Annotated in this window: 16 protein-coding genes; 12 read left to right on the forward strand and 4 right to left on the reverse strand. The window is 67.5% G+C overall.

All coding sequences use genetic code 11. The annotated features are described in order from the left end of the window. A complete protein-coding gene (locus tag GR316_RS00525; protein WP_211784134.1) occupies positions 1-396 on the reverse strand; it encodes a hypothetical protein in 396 nt (131 codons plus the stop codon). A gap of 141 nt (positions 397-537) precedes the next feature. Between GR316_RS00525 and ftsY the strand changes: the two genes are divergently transcribed. From ftsY to GR316_RS00540, 3 genes are read left to right on the forward strand one after another with little or no spacing between them, the layout of a single operon-like run. Continuing rightward, positions 538-1,587 (forward strand): signal recognition particle-docking protein FtsY, encoded by a 1,050-nt coding sequence (ftsY, locus tag GR316_RS00530; protein ID WP_211784135.1) that lies wholly within the window; start codon positions 538-540, stop codon positions 1,585-1,587. After that, a complete protein-coding gene (locus GR316_RS00535; RefSeq protein WP_211784136.1) occupies positions 1,584-2,483 on the forward strand; it encodes a DMT family transporter in 900 nt (299 codons plus the stop codon). The genes ftsY and GR316_RS00535 overlap by 4 nt, the downstream gene beginning before the upstream one ends. A 10-nt stretch (positions 2,484-2,493) precedes the next feature. Further along, positions 2,494-3,087, forward strand: coding sequence for an inner membrane-spanning protein YciB (locus GR316_RS00540; RefSeq protein ID WP_211784137.1), 594 nt, complete (start codon positions 2,494-2,496; stop codon positions 3,085-3,087). 24 nt (positions 3,088-3,111) lie between these two features. On the opposite strand, the gene GR316_RS00545 is transcribed toward GR316_RS00540, so the two are convergent. Both GR316_RS00545 and GR316_RS00550 read right to left on the reverse strand, forming a co-directional pair. Further along, positions 3,112-3,807: a glutathione S-transferase family protein gene (locus GR316_RS00545; protein ID WP_211784138.1), complete on the reverse strand. Its 696-nt coding sequence runs from the start codon at positions 3,805-3,807 to the stop codon at positions 3,112-3,114. Continuing rightward, positions 3,804-4,715: an RBBP9/YdeN family alpha/beta hydrolase gene (locus GR316_RS00550; protein WP_211784139.1), complete on the reverse strand. Its 912-nt coding sequence runs from the start codon at positions 4,713-4,715 to the stop codon at positions 3,804-3,806. Before GR316_RS00550 ends, GR316_RS00545 begins: the two co-directional genes overlap by 4 nt. Positions 4,716-4,943: 228 nt before the next feature. Between GR316_RS00550 and metZ the strand changes: the two genes are divergently transcribed. Genes metZ through glyS form a run of 5 tightly spaced genes read left to right on the forward strand, consistent with a single transcriptional unit; the run spans position 4,944 to position 11,859 of the window. Then, positions 4,944-6,125 carry an O-succinylhomoserine sulfhydrylase gene (gene metZ / locus GR316_RS00555; protein ID WP_211784140.1) on the forward strand — a complete coding sequence of 394 codons (1,182 nt, stop codon included), beginning with the start codon at positions 4,944-4,946 and terminating at the stop codon, positions 6,123-6,125. Positions 6,126-6,185: 60 nt separating this feature from the next. Beyond that, a complete protein-coding gene (folE2, locus tag GR316_RS00560; RefSeq protein ID WP_211784141.1) occupies positions 6,186-7,253 on the forward strand; it encodes a GTP cyclohydrolase FolE2 in 1,068 nt (355 codons plus the stop codon). A 58-nt stretch (positions 7,254-7,311) separates the two neighbouring features. Next, the gene (locus GR316_RS00565) at positions 7,312-8,757 is read left to right on the forward strand and encodes a TrkH family potassium uptake protein (RefSeq protein ID WP_211784142.1); all 1,446 of its coding nucleotides are present in this window, start codon (positions 7,312-7,314) and stop codon (positions 8,755-8,757) included. Positions 8,758-8,808: 51 nt separating this feature from the next. Beyond that, on the forward strand, positions 8,809-9,729 hold the full coding sequence (locus GR316_RS00570) for a glycine--tRNA ligase subunit alpha (protein WP_211784143.1): 921 nt from the start codon (positions 8,809-8,811) through the stop codon (positions 9,727-9,729). Positions 9,730-9,741: 12 nt separating this feature from the next. Then, on the forward strand, positions 9,742-11,859 hold the full coding sequence (glyS, locus tag GR316_RS00575) for a glycine--tRNA ligase subunit beta (protein WP_211784144.1): 2,118 nt from the start codon (positions 9,742-9,744) through the stop codon (positions 11,857-11,859). Positions 11,860-12,004: 145 nt separating this feature from the next. Here the strand turns inward: glyS and GR316_RS13875 are convergent, their stop codons facing one another. After that, positions 12,005-12,133, reverse strand: a complete 129-nt coding sequence (locus GR316_RS13875; RefSeq protein ID WP_256442672.1) for a hypothetical protein — start codon at positions 12,131-12,133, stop codon at positions 12,005-12,007. A gap of 57 nt (positions 12,134-12,190) precedes the next feature. Between GR316_RS13875 and GR316_RS00580 the strand changes: the two genes are divergently transcribed. The 4 genes from GR316_RS00580 (at position 12,191) to GR316_RS00595 (ending at position 17,406) form a co-directional block, all read left to right on the forward strand. After that, the gene (locus tag GR316_RS00580) at positions 12,191-13,270 is read left to right on the forward strand and encodes a glycosyltransferase family 61 protein (RefSeq protein ID WP_211784145.1); all 1,080 of its coding nucleotides are present in this window, start codon (positions 12,191-12,193) and stop codon (positions 13,268-13,270) included. 55 nt (positions 13,271-13,325) lie between these two features. Beyond that, positions 13,326-15,902, forward strand: a complete 2,577-nt coding sequence (locus GR316_RS00585) for a putative PEP-binding protein (protein ID WP_211784146.1) — start codon at positions 13,326-13,328, stop codon at positions 15,900-15,902. Between the two features lie 115 nt (positions 15,903-16,017). Beyond that, positions 16,018-16,629 carry a cell wall hydrolase gene (locus GR316_RS00590; RefSeq protein ID WP_249218780.1) on the forward strand — a complete coding sequence of 204 codons (612 nt, stop codon included), beginning with the start codon at positions 16,018-16,020 and terminating at the stop codon, positions 16,627-16,629. A 21-nt stretch (positions 16,630-16,650) separates the two neighbouring features. Then, a complete protein-coding gene (locus GR316_RS00595; protein ID WP_211784148.1) occupies positions 16,651-17,406 on the forward strand; it encodes a dihydroneopterin aldolase in 756 nt (251 codons plus the stop codon). Positions 17,407-17,408: the final 2 nt, after the last annotated feature.

The raw sequence follows: 17,408 nt of genomic DNA on the forward strand, positions 1-17,408 counted from the left end.
CTAGACGCCGACCTCGGGGCCGGGGCAGTGCAGCGGCTCGGTGGCGCGGGTCACCTCGGACAGGCCGCCGCCATCGGGGTGATTCATGTAACGGGCCGCCAGCCCGCCGCCATCTTCCCAGAAGGTCCAGCATTGCGGCTCTTCGCCGTCATAGGCGAAACAGATCTGATCGTCCTGCGGATACCAGCGGCCATATTGGCATTCGTCGCCCTCGAACGCCCAGACGACGCGGCGGCCCGGCAGATAGCGTTCGGTGCCGAAGGTCTGCCCGCCCAAGGCATAGGACAGGGTGCGGCCGGTGGCGAAACGCTCGAACTCGGCGGCGCTGAGGGGCGCTTGGGCGAATGCGGGGGCGGCAAGGCCCACCAGCAGCAGGGCCTGAATCATCGCGCGCATGGTCATCTCCTTCGGCTTGGCCGCAATGTGACAGGAAGCGCGCGGCAGGGAAAGCGGCGCGCGGGGCGGCGGGCGGGACGTTGCCACCGGACGCCAAAGCGCATAGGTGAAGGGGGAAATCCCAACCGATGCGAGGCCCCGATGCCATCCTTCTTCAGCAAATTGCGCGCGCGGATGACTCGGTCCTCGGACAAGCTGGGCGAGGCGATCGACACCGTGGTGGCCCCGCCCGCCATCGAGGAGACGCCCCCCCCGGCGCCGTCCGCCGAGGCGCCGCACACGCCCCCCGCACCTGCACCTGCACCTGCACCGTCCAAGCCCGGCCTTCTGGGCCGCCTGATGGGCCGGGAGGAGCCGCGCCGCGAATTCGACGATGCCATGCTCGAAGGGCTGGAGGAGGTTCTGATCGCCGCCGATATGGGGGTGGAGACATCGCTGCGCGTGGCGGCCAACATCGCCGAAGGCCGGTTCGGACGCCGCGTTTCCCCGACCGAAATCCGCGAGGCGCTGGCGGCCGAGGTCGCGCGCATCCTCGAACCCGTGGCCCGGCCCATGCCGCTTTTGCCGCAGCGTCCGCAGGTGGTGCTGGTCGTGGGGGTCAACGGATCGGGCAAGACCACGACGATCGGCAAGCTGGCCAGCCAGTTCCGCGCCGCCGGCAAGACGGTGGTGATCGCCGCGGGCGACACCTTCCGCGCCGCGGCGGTGGAGCAGCTTCAGGTCTGGGGCCAGCGCGCGGGTGTGCCGGTGATGACCGCGCCCGAAGGGTCGGACCCGGCCAGCCTTGCCTATGACGCGATGACCCGCGCCGAGGCGGAGGGGGCGGACCTTCTGATGATCGACACGGCGGGCCGTCTGCAGAACCGCGCCGACCTGATGGAGGAGCTGTCCAAGATCGTCCGCGTGATCCGCAAGAAGGACCCGAGCGCGCCGCACAACACGCTTCTGGTGCTGGATGCGACCACGGGCCAGAACGCGGTGGCGCAGGTGGAGATCTTCCGCCGCATCGCCGATGTCTCGGGCCTCGTTATGACCAAGCTGGACGGAACGGCGCGGGGCGGGGTGCTGGTGGCGCTGGCCGACAAGTTCGGCCTGCCGATCCACGCCATCGGCGTGGGTGAGCAGATCAACGATCTCTCCCCCTTCGACCCCGAGGACTTCGCCCGGGCATTGGTCGGCATCGACGGATGATCGCGTGGCTGGACGCGATTGCGGGCACCCAGATGGGGGCCCATGTCGCGATGGTTCTGGCGCTGGGTTCGGCCTTCGCCCATGCCTGTTTCGGCGCCCTGCAGAAGGGCCGCGCGGACCCATGGGTCAGCCGGGCCGCGATCGACATCTGGATGATCGCCTATACCCTGCCGCTGGCGCTGCTGGTGATGCCATGGCCGCAGGGCGGCGAATGGCTGATCCTCTTGGGGGCGGCGGGCATCCATTTCACCTACAAGGTCTTCATGGCCCGCGCGTACGAACGGGGGGCCTATACCGTCGTCTATCCGGTGGTGCGCGGCACGGGGCCGCTGGCGACGCTGGCCTTCGCCGCGATCCTGCTGGGCGAGCATTACACCCCGGTCCAGTGGTTGGGCGTTGCGATCCTGTCGGGTGCGATCCTGTGGCTGGCGCGGCTGAACCTGCGGGCGGCGCCGTTGAACCGCCCGGCGCTGATCGCGGCGCTGGGCTGGGCGGGGCTGACGGGGATCACGGTCGCGATCTACACCACCTACGATGCGTGGGGCATCCGGCTTTGGGAAAACCCCTTCGCCTTCGTGATCTGGTTCTTCCTCTTCACCTCGATCGACTTTCCGGTTCTGGTGACGTGGCGCCACCGGGCCGAGGGGCTTGGCCGCTGGGCGCGCCCGCTTCTGGCGCGGGGGGCGCTGGGTGCGCTGGTCGGCATCGTCAGCTTCGGCGGGGTGATGATCGGCACGCGCATCGGCAAGGTGGCCGAGGTGTCCTCGCTGCGCGAGACATCGACGCTCTTTGCCGCATTGATCGGATGGGTGGCCTTGGGCGAAAGATCGTCGGCGCCGCGCATCGTGCTGATGGCAGGAATCGCGGCGGGCGCGGTTCTGGTGCAACTGGGCTGAAAGGGACGACATGGAACGCCGGAAGATCAACCCGATGCTGAAGATGGTGCTGGAGGTCGGCCCCGTGGTGCTGTTCTTCGTGGCCTATCTGGCGCTGAAGGATCGCAGCTTCGTCCTTGGCGGAACCGAATACAGCGGCTTCATCGTGGCCACGGCGGGGTTCATCCCGCTTCTGGTGATCACGACGCTGATCCTGTGGCGGCTGACGGGGCATCTGTCGAAGATGCAGATCACGACGGTGGTGCTGGCGGTCGTGTTCGGCGGCCTGTCGGTCTGGCTGAACGACGAGCGGTTCTTCAAGATGAAGCCGACGCTGATCTACCTGATCTTCGGCAGCATCCTCGGGGTCGGGCTGCTGCGCGGGCAAAGCTATCTGCGGCTGGTGCTGGAGGAGGCGATCCCGCTGCGTCACGAGGGGTGGATGATCCTGACGCGCCGCATCTGCGCCTTCTTCTTCGGCCTCGCCATCGCGAACGAGGTGGTCTGGCGCATGTTCTCCACCGAGGTCTGGGTCAGCTTCAAGACCTTCGGGCTGACGGCGGCGCTGTTCCTGTTCTTCATGGGGCAGGGCAAGCTGCTTCAGACCTACGGCGAGAAGAAGTAAGGGGGGCCGCAGCCCCCCCCATCCTCAGCGTTTGCCGAAGAGGTGCTTTTGCGCCTCGCTGCCCTGAAGGCCGTTGCCGCGCAGATCCGCGCCGGCGGCATGACCCGCGACGAAGGCGGGGCGCTGCTCCAGTTCCGAGATCCAGCGGGCGAGGTTCGGCTTGTCGTCCAGCACCTGCTGCTGCTTCTCCCAGCCCTTCACCCACGGCCAGATCGCGCAATCGGCGATCGACAGGAAATCGCCGGCCACAAAGGGGCGGTCGGCCAGGCGGCGGTCCAGAACGCCGTAAAGACGCGCGACCTCGTTGCGGTAGCGGTCTTGGGCATAGGGCAGCACCTGCGGCGGCTCCATCGCGGGGGCGTAGATCAGGAAGTGATGCGCCTGTCCGGCCATCGGCCCGACGCCGCCCATCTGCCACATCAGCCACTGCTCCACCTCGATCCGGTCGCGCTCGGTGGTGCCGATCAGCTTGCCGGTCTTGCGGGCGAGGTATTGCAGGATGGCCCCGGATTCGAAGATCGACACCGGCGCGCCGTCCGGCCCGTCGGGATCGACGATCGCGGGCATCCGGTTGTTCGGCGCGATCTTCAGGAAATCGGGCGCGAACTGTTCGCCCTTGCCGATGTTCACCGGGCGAAGATCATAGGGCAGGCCCATCTCCTCCAGCGCGATGGTGATCTTCTGCCCGTTGGGCGTCGGCCAATAATGAAGCTCGATCATGGCATGTCCTTACCTTGCAGGCCCTGAAGGTAAGGCGAAGATGGCCCGGATGCCAGTGCTGCGCCCGCACAGGGGCTGTGCGGCCAAAGTGCGGACCAGCGCGGCGCCACATCGGTCGGCACCGCCGCGCGCAGAAGCGGCAGGGGCAGGGCGGCGGGCGTCAGCAGGAACCGGCGATAGAGGCGGAACATGCCCGGCCGCAGATATCCCGACCAATGGCAGATGCGCCGCTGCGGCGGGCGGGTCGGGATGCCCAGCCGATCCAGCGCCGCGCGGTGGCGCGGATCGTCGATCTGCACCGTCACCGTCCGCGGCCCCGAGGGCAGCGTGCTCACCGTCCGCCGCCCCGACAGCGGCGCCACCAGCGTCTCGAACAGCATGTCGTAGCCGTCATTCTCGCGGCTGGTGATGTTCAGCACCTCGGTTCCGGCCTCGGCCAGCGCGGTTTCGGCGGTGTCGCAGAATTCGGCCCCTTGCAGCAGGACCATGCGGGCGACGGCATGGCGCGGCAGATGGGGCAGGGCCGACAGCGCCACCCGCGCCCCGAGGCTGTGCGCCATGATCCCCACCGGCCCGTCGTGATGGCCGATCCGGCGGATCAGCGCGGCCAGCGCCCGGCCCGCCTTTTCGGCCCGCCGATGCGCCTGCCAGATCGTGCCCGACCCGTCCCATCCCAGCCCGATGCACAGGCCGGGGGCGCCGCGCCCCTCGTTCAGGCGGCGGGCCCAGCCCTGCGGGCCGAGGATCCCGGCATGGGGATCGTCATGCGGCTGATGGGGGGCATAGCGGTAGCCGTGGATCAGGATGGTGATCGGCGCATCCGAGGGCAGCCATGTCAGCGCTTCGGCCAGGGCCCCGGTGTCGCGCTCGACCGGAAGGCATCCCATGGCGTTGACGGCGATTGGCATCCCGAGCCTCGTTCCCGTTCCGACGCCCCGATCTGTCGCGCGGCAAGGCGAAAGGGGGGTGACACGAACGTGAAGGATTGACGAAAAGCGCCTCGGGGCCTAAGCCCCCGGATGTGGCGAAGGATTAAGACCGTAGCGCGGGCCACGATAAACAAGCCGCCGATGATGTGAGGGCGACGCCTCCGCGCCTTTGGCGACGGGGGCTTTTCTGTTCTGGAGGGTCTGACGATGGCCAACGACTGGAAACCGCGCACGAAGCTCGTGCATACCGGCAGCCGCCGCAGCCAGTACGGCGAGATGGCCGAGGCCATCTTCCTGACGCAGGGCTTCGTCTATGACACCGCCGAGGAGGCGGAGGCCCGGTTCGAGGGCATCGAGGGCGACGCCTTCATCTATGCCCGCTACGGCAACCCCACCACCCGCATGTTCGAAGAGCGGATCGCCGCGATCGAGGGGACGGAGGATGCCTTCGCCACCGCGTCGGGGATGGCGGCGGTGAACGGCGCGCTGATGGCGATCTGCAAGGCGGGGGACCGGATCGTGGCGGCGCGGGCGCTGTTCGGATCGTGCCTCTACATCCTCGAATCCATCCTTGGCCGCTATGGCGTGGAGATCGTGCTGGTGGACGGCACGGATCTCGATGCATGGCGCGCGGCGGTGACGCCGGGCACCCGCGCGGTGTTCTTCGAATCGATCTCCAACCCCACGCTGGAGGTGATCGACATCCGCGCCGTGGCCGAGATCGCCCATGCGGCGGGCGCGCTGGTGATCGTGGACAACGTGTTCGCGACGCCGATGTTCTCGAACGTCGTGGAACTGGGGGCGGATGTCGTCATCTATTCCACCACCAAGCATATCGACGGGCAGGGCCGGGCGCTGGGCGGGGTGATCTGCGGCACGCAGGATTTCGTGCGCGGCACGCTCGAACCCTATATGAAGCATACCGGCGGCTCCATGTCGCCGTTCAACGCGTGGATCATGCTGAACGGCATGGCGACGCTGGATCTGCGCTGCCGCGCCATGGCCGAAACGGCATGGACCATCGCCGGCGCGCTTCGGGGCGATGCGCGTCTGGCGCGGGTGATCCATCCGTTCCTCGACGATCATCCGCAGCAGGGGATCGCCAAGGCGCAGATGTCCGCGGGCGGCACGATGATCGCGTTCGAACTGGCCGCGGGCAAGGAGGCGGCGTTCCGCTTCCTCAACGCGCTGGAGATCGTGAAGCTGTCGAACAACCTCGGCGATGCGAAATCCATCGCCACCCATCCCGCCACCACCACCCATCAGCGCCTGCCGCAGGATCAGAAGGACATGCTGGGCATCAGCCCCGGCCTGATCCGCCTGTCCGTCGGGCTGGAGGATGCGGACGATCTGGTGGCCGACATCCGCCGCGCGCTGGACGCGATCTGACTTGGGACCGGGGCGCGGATGCCTTATGATGTCCGCGCCACACCCATGAAGGGGAGAGCCATGAACATGCGTCCCGAGATGCCGCCGACCCGCGCCGAGGCCGAGGCCGCGCTGGCCGTGCTGCGCGAATACACCGCCAGCGCCACAGGCGACGACCTTGCCGCGCTGCAGCTTCCGGCGATCCTGCGCGCCTATCCCGAGCTGAACCGCGCCTATCCCGAAGGCTTCACCGCCGATGCCGCCTACCGCGAGACGCTGCCGGACCTTCAGAACGGCCCGTCCAGCCTGATCGTCGGGGCGCAGGCGGTCATCCAGCATGTCGGCATCTCCAACTTCCGCCTTCCGATCCGCTACCGCCTGAAGGACGGCGGCGACATCGTGCTGGAGACATCGGTCACCGGCACCGTCAGCCTTGAGGCGGAGAAGAAGGGCATCAACATGAGCCGCATCATGCGGTCCTTCTATGTCCATGCCGAACGCGATTTCTCCATCGAGGTGGTCGAACACGCGCTGGACGATTACAAGCGCGACCTCGGCAGCTTCGATGCGCGCATCCAGATGCGCTTCTCCTTCCCGGCGCGGGTGCGCAGCCTGCGCTCGGGGCTGGAGGGGTGGCAGTATTACGACATCGCGCTGGAACTGGTGGACGTGGCGGGGCAGCGCAAGAAGATGCTGCATCTCGACTATGTCTATTCCTCGACCTGCCCCTGTTCGCTGGAACTGTCGGAACATGCCCGCCGCACGCGCGGTCAACTCGCCACGCCCCATTCGCAGCGTTCGGTCGCCCGCCTATCGGCAGAGATGACGGGAGAGCGTCTGTGGTTCGAGGATCTGATCGGGATCGCCCGCTCGGCCGTTCCGACGGAAACGCAGGTCATGGTCAAGCGCGAGGATGAACAGGCCTTTGCCGAGCTGAACGCCGCGAACCCGATCTTCGTCGAGGATGCCGCCCGGTCCTTCTGCGCCGCGCTGCAACGCGATCCGCGCGTCGGCGATTTCCGCGTCGTGGCCAGCCATCAGGAATCGCTGCATTCCCACGATGCCGTCTCGGTCCTGACCGAGGGGCCGACCTTCGCGCAGGCCAGCCTCGATCCGAAGCTCTTCTCGACGCTGTTCCACGTCGGATGACGATGCGGAACGGGGCGGCTTGACAGCGGGCGCGCGCCGGGTGAAGCCTCGGGTCGATATGATCGACTTGCGCCCCGTCGGATATGTGATCGGCCTTCTGGTTGTGGCCCTCGGGGCCATGATGCTGTTTCCGGCCATCTTCGACTGGTTCGCGGGCGACGACTGGACGATCTTCGTGCAGGTGTCGCTGCTGACGATGGTGACGGGCGGGCTGGTGGCGATCGGATGCGCCAATGGCCGGGGGCAGGGGCTGAACCTGCATCAGGTGTTCCTGCTGACGGTCGGGGTCTGGGTCGCGCTGCCGATGTTCGGGGCGCTGCCCTTCATGATCGGCGAAACGCACGCCACCTTCACCGACAGCTATTTCGAGGCAGTCTCGGGCGTGACCACCACCGGCGCCACGATGTTCACGGGCCTCGACGATCTGCCGGTGGGGATCAACCTTTGGCGGGGCATCCTGCACTGGCTCGGCGGGCTGGGGATCGTGATCGTCGCCATGCTGTTCCTGCCGGTGATGAAGGTCGGCGGGATGCAGTTCTTCAAGACCGAAGGCTTCGACACGCTGGGCAAGGTGATGCCCCGCGCGCTCGACATCTCCTCGGCGCTGATCCAGATCTACATCTGGATGACGGTGGCCTGCGGTCTCGTCTACAACATGCTGGGGATGAGCGGGTTCGACGCGCTGATGCATGCGCTCTCCACCGTCTCCACCGGGGGGTTCTCGTCCTACGACGCCTCGTTCGGGGTGTTCGCGGGGCCGCTGGAATATGCGGCGGTGGTGTTCATGCTGGCGGCGACGCTGCCCTTCATCCGCTATGTGCAGATCCTGCACGGGCAATACACGCCCATCTGGCGCGACCCGCAGGCCCGGGCCTATCTGCGCTGGAACGCCTATGCCATCGCGGCGATCACCCTCTATCAGACGGTGCGCCATGGCGGCGATTTCAGCGTGACGCTGCGCGAGACGACGTTCAACGTCGTCTCCGCCTTCAGCGGCACCGGGTTCACCAGCACGGATCTGTCGGCATGGGACGCCTTTCCCTTTGCCATCCTGATCGGGGTGGGGCTGATCGGCGGGTGCACCGCCTCCACCGGCTGCTCGGTGAAGGTGTTCCGCTACATCATCCTGTTCGAGGCGATCCGCGTGCAGATCCGCCGCATCTATTCGCCGAACGCCGTGCTGACCGTGCGCTATGACGGGCAGTTGGTAAAGCCCGACGTGCTGGATTCGGTGATCCTGTTCTTTGCGATGTTCCTGCTCAGCTTCGGGGTGATCGCGGTGCTCCTGTCGCTGACGGGGCTGGACGTGCGCGCCTCCATCACGGCGGCATGGACCTCGATCGCCAATGTCGGGCCGGTCTTCGGATCGTTCGTGGCGCCGTCGGGGGCGCTGGGGGCGTTCCCCATCTCGGCGAAATGGGTGATGATCCTCGGGATGCTGCTGGGCCGGTTGGAGCTTCTGACCGTCTTCGTGCTGTTCATGCCGCGGTTCTGGATGCGTTGACGCACCCGCCCGGCGCGCCTATGCAGTGGCGGACCGATGAGAGAGGCCGCCATGACCGTCACCACGCCCCCCCGCAGTTTCCAGGAGATCATCCTGCGCCTGATGGGCTATTGGGGATCGAGGGGGTGCGCGGTTCTGCAGCCCTACGACATGGAGGTGGGGGCCGGCACCTTCCACCCGGCGACGACGTTGCGCTCGCTCGGCTCGCGTCCTTGGGCGGCGGCCTATGTGCAACCCTCGCGCCGCCCGACCGATGGGCGCTATGGCGAAAACCCGAACCGGCTTCAACATTACTACCAGTATCAGGTGATCCTGAAACCTTCGCCGCCCGATCTTCAGGCGCTCTATCTCGGCTCGCTCGAGGCGATCGGGATCGACATGGCGCTGCACGACATCCGCTTCGTGGAGGATGACTGGGAATCCCCGACGCTGGGCGCGTGGGGTCTGGGCTGGGAAGTGTGGTGCGACGGGATGGAAGTGTCGCAGTTCACCTATTTCCAGCAGGTCGGCGGGCATGATTGCCGCCCCGTCTCGGGCGAGCTGACCTATGGGCTGGAGCGTTTGGCGATGTATGTGCTGGGCGTCGATCACGTCATGGACATGCCGTTCAACGACCCGGACAGCCCGACGCCGCTGACCTATGGCGATGTGTTCCGTCAGGCCGAACAGGAATACAGCCGCTGGAACTTCGACGTGGCCGATACCGACATGCTGCTGCGCCATTTCGAGGATGCGGAGGCCGAATGCGAACGCATCCTCTCCGCCCCCGACGAGGATGCGGCGGGGCGGCGGATCATCATGTCCCAGCCCGCCTACGATCAATGCATCAAGGCGAGCCATCTCTTCAACCTGATGGACGCGCGGGGCGTGATCTCCGTGACCGAGCGGCAGGCCTATATCGGGCGGGTGCGCGCGCTGGCCAAGCGCTGTGCCGATGCCTTCGTGGCGACCGACGCCGGCTCCTCCCACTGACGGAAACCTGACATGCCCGATCTTCTGCTCGAACTCTTCTCCGAGGAAATTCCCGCCCGCATGCAGGCCCGCGCCCGCGAGGATCTGAAGGCGCTGATCACCGACGGACTGGTGGAGGCGGGGCTGACCTATGCCTCGGCCGGGGTCTTCTCCACGCCGCGGCGTCTGGTCTTGACGGTGGAGGGGCTGACCGCCGAAAGCCCCACCACGCGCGAAGAGCGCAAGGGCCCGAAGGCCGACGCCCCCGAAAAGGCGCTGGCCGGGTTCCTGCGCGGCCTCGGCATCGCGGATGCGGCGCCGGTGATGGCGCTGGCGGGCCAGCCCTCGGGCGCGCATGTGCATCTGGACGGTGTCGTCGTAGAGGTGCGGGACGACAAGAAGGGGCAGGTCTTCTTCGCCCGCGTCACGAAGCCGGGCCGCCCTGCGGCCGAGATCGTGGCCGAGGTGGTGGAGCGGACGATCCGCACCTTCCCGTGGCCCAAATCCATGCGCTGGGGCGATGGGCAGCTGCGCTGGGTGCGCCCGCTGCATTCCATCCTGTGCCTTCTGACGACCGAGGCGGGCAGCGACATCGTTCCCGTCGCCGTCGATCATCTGACCGCCGGCAACACGACCGAAGGCCACCGCTTCATGGCGCCGGGCCGCTTCGCCGTCAGCTCGTTCGACGATTACCGCGCCAAGCTGCAACGCGCGCATGTGATCCTCGACAGCGCCGAGCGGGAGGCGATCATCTGGAACGACGCGACCACCGCCGCCTTCGCCCAAGGGATGGAGGTCGTGGAGGATAAGGGCCTTCTGGCCGAAGTCGCGGGCCTCGTGGAATGGCCGGTCGTGCTGATGGGCCGGATCGACGAGGCGTTCCTCGGCCTGCCGCCCGAAGTGCTCCAGACCTCCATGAAGGAGCATCAGAAGTTCTTCTCGGTGCGCGCGCCGTCCGGGCGGATCGAGCGTTTCGTGACGGTGGCGAACCGCACCACCGCCGATGACGGGGCAACGATCCTGAAGGGCAATCAGAAGGTTCTGTCGGCCCGCCTGTCCGATGCGCGCTTCTTCTGGGAGAACGACCTGCGCCGCGTGACGGCGGCGGGCCTCGAAGGCATGGGCGCGGGCCTTGCCTCCGTGACCTTCCACAACCGCCTCGGCAGTCAGGCCGCGCGGGTGGAGCGGATCGCCGCCTTGGCCGAAACGCTGGCGCCGCAGGTCGGGGCCGATGCCGCCGAGGCCGCCGCTGCCGCCCGCGTGGTGAAGGCCGATCTGCAATCGGACATGGTCGGCGAATTCCCCGAGCTTCAGGGCCTGATGGGCCGGTATTACGCCAAGGCGGCCGGTCTGTCCGATGCCGTGGCCGAGGCGTGCCAGTGGCATTATTCGCCCCTCGGGCCGGGGGATACGGTGCCGACCGCCCCGGTGACGGTCGCCGTGGCGCTGGCCGACAAGCTGGATACGCTGACTGGGTTCTGGTCCATCGACGAACGTCCGACGGGATCGAAGGACCCCTTCGCGCTGCGCCGCGCGGCGCTGGGCGTGATCCGGCTGATCCTCGGCAACGGGCTGCGCCTGCCGCTGGGCGATCTGTTGCGCGCCCGGCTGGAGGCGGCGCAGGCCGACGATCTCTTGGGCTTCTTCCACGACCGGCTGAAGGTCCATCTGCGCGATGCCGGGATCCGGCATGACGTGATCGACGCCTGCCTCGCGATGCCGGGCACGGACGATCTGGCGCTCTTGGTGGCGCGGGCCGAGGCGCTGGGCGGTTTCATCGCCTCCGAGGAGGGGACGAACCTCTTGCAGGGCTTCCGCCGCGCCAACAACATCCTGACGCAGGCCGAGGCGAAGGATGGGGTGGAATACTCCTTCGGGGCCGATCCGAAATTCGCCGAAAGCGATGCCGAGCGGGCGCTGTTCACCGCGCTCGACACGGCGGATGGCGTCTTGGCCCCGGCCATCGCCGCCGAGGATTTCGCCGCCGCCATGGCCGCACTGGCCGGTCTGCGCGCCCCGATCGATGCGTTCTTCGAGGCGGTTCAGGTCAATGCCGAGAACGCGATCATCCGGCGCAACCGCTTGAACCTGCTGCACCGCATCCGCGCCGCCTGCGCGCAAGTGGCCGACCTGACCAAGATCGCGGAATGACACGTTTCTGATCCGGCACGGAAACCTCGTACAACGCGAGGTTTTCGTTGCGGGATGTTGCAGATGGGGCGCTGGTACTACATGTATTTCGTAGTGCCTCGGTGAAAGCACCATCGCTGAGAAAAGTGTCACAGGTTAAAGTTGATTATATATGGACTTCGATCCCTTCGCGTTCACCCAAAGCATCAAGAAATTCGTTCAGGAAAAGCAGGTTGACGCTGCCGAGAGCCTGATAAGGGATACGGTCGATCGGGGGCATCTGGGCGCGAAGCATTATCGGATCCTGTTTGCCGAAAGCATTGTGAAGTCTTTCAAGGGCCAGAAGGAGCGGGTGCGCAAATACCTCGCATCGCGCAATTCCGACGATTACGAAGTCATCTCATGTGATCATTCGGCCATCGGTATGGTCGGCGAAGTTCCGGACGCGTTCACCCCGGATCTGGACGAGGGATCGTATTCGACGAAGTTCCGCACATCGCCGCTGACGATCGGGTTTCCGGACGACCGGATTCCGCCGGGCGATGCGGAGAAGTTCAAGAAGGCCGGCTTCGACAAGCCCGCCGCCACGATGCAGCGCGATGGCATGTTCGTTGCGCGCGATTGCCGGGTGTCCGCCCTTGGGGGCGATGACGCCACCGTCGTGAACAACGACGGCCATGTGTACGATTCGCGCGCATCGCGCGTTGCGAAGATCTCTCCGTCGGTTCTGGTGATGAAACCGCAAAGGAGCATTCCCGAAGCGTTCATCCTGCCGTTCCCGCATTCCTCGGCCAATTATTATCACGTCGTGTCGGAGATGATCTACGGCCTGCGTTTCGCGGACCGGATCGGTCCCACCGTTCCGATCGTCTACGATGCCGATCAATTCAATCTGCTGCCGATGATGTGCGCGGCGCTGAAGATCGACGAAAGCCGCCTCGTTCTGCGCGAGGATGTGGTCGATGCCCGCATTGGCACCGCCTATCTGCCGGACTCGCCGTCCTTCTATTGGAACTCCGAGATATACGCCTTTTTCCGCGCGGCCTGCGTTCCGATCGGGACGGGCAATGGGCCGCCGAGAAAGCTCTATATCTCGCGGCAGAAATCGAAGCGGTCCGCGATCTACGAAGTGCCCCTGCAAGAGAAACTGCAGGAACGCGGCTTCGACATCGTTCACGCCCAAGATCTGACCGTCGCCGAGCAGATCCGCATCTTCGCGGATGCGACCTGCGTCATCGCCCCCCATGGGGCCGGGCTGTCGAACATCCTGTATTCGAAGCCCGGGCTGAAGATCATCGAGATTTTCGACGACAACATGATCTCCCCCGATTTCTATCAGCGCAGCAAGTTCATCACGGACGATTATACCCCGGTGATCGCGGGCGCAGGCGTGCCCGATATGTGGGAACGGATCCGCCCGCTTCTGGACTGAGGCCCCCCGCGCCCGGCCCATTGGCGGGGGCGCGTGCAGCGGCTATGGTTGCGTCATGCAGATGACCCCCTCGCCGCAGGACCATGTCCGGATCACGCCCACCCAGTCGATCAGCGCCTTGGCGCATGGATGGCGCGCGAAGTGCCTTCAGCGGCTGATCCGCCTTGATGTGCCGGTGCCGCCCACGGTGGCGCTGCCCATCACCACGGTGCGCGCCATCGCGCAGGGGCAGGCGGTGGATTGCGCGCCGATCCTTGCGCAATTCGGCGCGAGCGCGCTTCTGTCCGTCCGGCCCAGCCCGCAGAACCCCGATTGGGGCGGGCCGAGCACGGTGCTCAACATCGGCATGAACGCCGCCCGCCATGCCGAACTGATCGTCACCCATGGCGCGGAAACGGCGGACCGGCTCTATCTGCGCTTCGTGCGGGCCTATGCGATCCATGTCGCGCGCCTCGATCCCGACATGTTCGACGGATCGAGCCTCGAGGATGCGCTGCGTGCCTATCGCGATCAGACCGACGAAGGATTTCCCGACGATCCCGCCCGCCAGCTGACCGAGGTCATGCGCTCCATGGCGCGGGCATGGGAGGGGACGAGCGCGCGGCTGCTGCGGCAGGCCAAGGGCGCACCGGAGGGGGCGGGCCTCGGCCTTTTGGTGCAGGAGATGGCGCAGGGCACGGGGCCGGGGCTGTCGGGGTCCGGCACCATTCAATTCGTGGACGGGCAGACGGGACAGCCGGGCATCCGCGGCGCCTTTCGCGTGCAGGGCGCCGCCCCTCAGCCCGAGGCGCCGATCGCGCTGACGCGCCGGTCCGACGCCCCGTCGTTGCAGGACAGCGCGCCGGAGATATTGGAAGCGCTGGTCCGCCATGGCGCGCGGTGCCGCGAACGCCTGCGCGAGGAGATGCAGATCGAGTTCACGGTGGCCGACGGGCATCTGTCGGTGCTGGATGCGGTGCGCGTCGTGCGCACTTCGCGGGCGGCGGTGCAGATCGCGGTCACGCTGGCCGATGACGGCGTGATCCCGCACGAGGAGGCGCTGCTGCGCATTCAGCCGCGCTCCTTGTCCGAAGTGCTGCACCCGCAGGTCGATCCCGGCGCGCCGCGCGACCGGGTGGTGCAGGGGATCGCCGCCTCGCCGGGGGCGGCGTCGGGGCGGATCGCCTTCACCTCGCTCGCGGCGCAGACCTTCGCCGCGCGGGGGGAGCCGTGCATCCTCGTCCGGCGCGAAACCACGCCCGAGGATATCCGCGGCATGCATTCGGCCGCGGCCGTGCTGACCGAACGCGGCGGCGTGACCAGCCATGCGGCGGTGATCGCGCGCGGCCTTGGCGTGCCCTGCGTCGTGGGGGCGGGGGATATGCGCCTCGATGTGCGCGAACGCCAGTTGACCGCGCCCGATGGCCGCGTCTTCGTCGAGGGGGACATCCTGACGGTGGACGGCTCTTCGGGCGAGGCGCTGGCCGGGGCGATGGCGATGGTGGCGCCGTCGCTGGACGGCAATGTGCGGCGGCTGCTCGGCTGGGCGGATGCGGCGCGCGACATCGGGGTGCGGGCCAATGCCGACACCCCCGCCGATGCCGAACTCGCCCGCGAATTCGACGCCGAGGGGATCGGCCTCTGCCGGACCGAGCACATGTTCTTCGAGGAGGACCGCCTGACCGTCATGCGCGAGATGATCTTCGCCGACAGTCCGACGGACCGCGCCGCCGTGCTGGCCCGCCTTCTGCCCATGCAGCGCGAGGATTTCCTGCGCCTGTTCGAGATCATGGAGGGGCGGCATGTCTGCATCCGCCTGCTGGACCCGCCGCTGCACGAATTCCTGCCCCATACCCGCGAGGGGCTGCGCTCCTTGGCGGAGGCGCTGGACCGCCCCCTGTCGGAGATCACCCGCCGGGCCGAGGCGCTGGCCGAGTTCAATCCGATGCTGGGGATGCGGGGCGTGCGCCTTGGCATCGCATGGCCCGAGATCTACGAAATGCAGGCCCGCGCCATCTTCGAGGCGACGCTGGATTGCGCCGCCCGCGGCATCACCGTGGTGCCGGAGATCATGGTCCCCCTCGTATCGGCCCGCAGAGAGTTGGAGCTGGTGCGCGCGCGCATCGATGCGGTGGCGGCGGCGGTGCGGGCGCGGCACGGGGGCAGCTTCGATTACCGCCTCGGCGCGATGGTCGAAACGCCGCGCGCGGCGCTGCGGGCCGGGGATCTGGCTGGCAACGCGGCCTTCTTGTCCTTCGGCACGAACGATCTGACGCAGATGACCTATGGGCTGTCGCGCGATGATGCGGGGCGTTTCATGGGCGCCTATCTGCAAAGCCGCGTCTTTCCCGAAGACCCGTTCCACGTCCTCGATGCCGATGGCGTGGGGGAGCTTTTGCTGATCGGCGCGGGGCGCGGGCGGGCCGCGCGGCCGGACCTGACGCTCGCGCTCTGCGGCGAACACGGGGGCGATCCCGACAGCATCGCATTCTGCCGCAAGGCGGGGTTCGACTATGTCTCCTGCTCGCCCTATCGGGTGCCGCTGGCGCGTCTTGCGGCGGCGCATCTGCGGCTGGCCGAGCGCGAAACCCCGCCCGGAGAACGGGACTGGCGCACCGGCGATCTGCGCCGCGCCGCGCCGCCCGCGGCCTGAATCCGCCCCTTCTGTGGACTTCTGCAGAAAAAACTGTTAATAGCGCGCCGTCATGCGCAAACCGGCAGATATTTCCGGGGGATGCGTGGCGGATGGGGCAGCGCAAAGAGGCGACATGCGGGTTTTCGGACTGGTACTGGGACTGGGGCTCGCATGGGCGGGGCTGGCATGGGCGAACACGGGCGGCACCACCGCGCCGACGGTCGCGGCGGGGCACTTCGCCTCGAACTATGTGGCGCCGGATGTCTCGCTTCCCGAAGGCCGTCTGCCGCTGGAACCGCATCTGCCGATCATCCGCTACGATGCGGCGTGGCTTGCCAGCCAGACGCCGGACGTGGCCCATGACGCCGATTGGAAATGCCTTGCCGAGGCCGTCTATTTCGAGGCGCGGGGCGAGACGCTGAAGGGCCAGTTCGCCGTGGCCGAGGTGATCTTGAACCGCGTTGATGCCAAGGATTATCCCGACACCGTCTGCGCCGTCGTCACGCAGGGCGAGGATGGGCCGGGCTGTCAGTTCTCCTTCATCTGCGATGGCAAGCCCGAGATCGTGACCGAAGAGGGCGCGTACGAACAGGCGGGCCAGATCGCCTCGTTGATGCTGGCGGGTGCGCCGCGCGGGCTGACGCTGGGCGCCACGCATTTCCACACGCGCGCCGTCAATCCGGGCTGGGCCTCGCGGCTGCCGAAGACGGCGACGATCGGCGGACACATCTTCTATCGCGAGTGAAACCGGCATAGGGTCGCGCGCATGAACGATCGTATCTTCCTGCGCGACCATGTGGTCGAAACCGATATCGGCGCCTTCGAGGTGGAGCGCGGCCGTCCGCAACGCCTGCGCTTTGCCGTGGAGGTGGAGGTGACGCGCGTCGCGGCGGGCGACGATGTCGATCTGATCCTGTCCTATGACCGCATCCTCGAGGCGATCGCGGACGAACTCGCGACCGCGCGCGTGGCCCTGCTGGAGACGCTGGCCGACGGGATCGCGGCGCGCCTTCTGGCCCATCCGCAGGCGCAGGCCGTGCATCTGGAGATCGAGAAGCCCGATCGCGGCCCCTTCGTGCTGGGCATCCGCGTCACGCGCCGCCGCGGCGAGGTGGAGGCCGCCGCCGAGGCCGCCACGCCCCCGCGGCTGGTGTGGCTGGGCGCGGGCGGCACGCCCGTGGCGGGCGCGGTGAACTGCGTCGCCGCCCCCCCCGCGCCCGAGGCCGCCGATCCTGCGGCGCGCCACCGGCTTGCGCTGCTGGCGCTCGATCAGGCGGCATGGCTTCGGATGGGGCCGGGGCGCACCGTCTCCGCCACCCGGACCGAGATGGATTGGGCGCTGCGTCAGGGGCTGGCGGTGATCTGGGCCCCGTCGAAGATGGTGCTGGATGCGGCCGACCCGCCCGCCGACACCTCGGCCGAAGGGCTGGCCCTGTGGCTCGCCCGGACGCTGCGCTGCACCGAGATCACGGCCCTTGAAACCTTTTCGGCGGAAAGCCGCATCGCCGTGGTGCCCGGCTGACT

Origin of the sequence: Falsirhodobacter algicola, from assembly GCF_018279165.1 — a bacterium.
Classification (GTDB): Bacteria; Pseudomonadota; Alphaproteobacteria; order Rhodobacterales; family Rhodobacteraceae; genus Falsirhodobacter; species Falsirhodobacter algicola.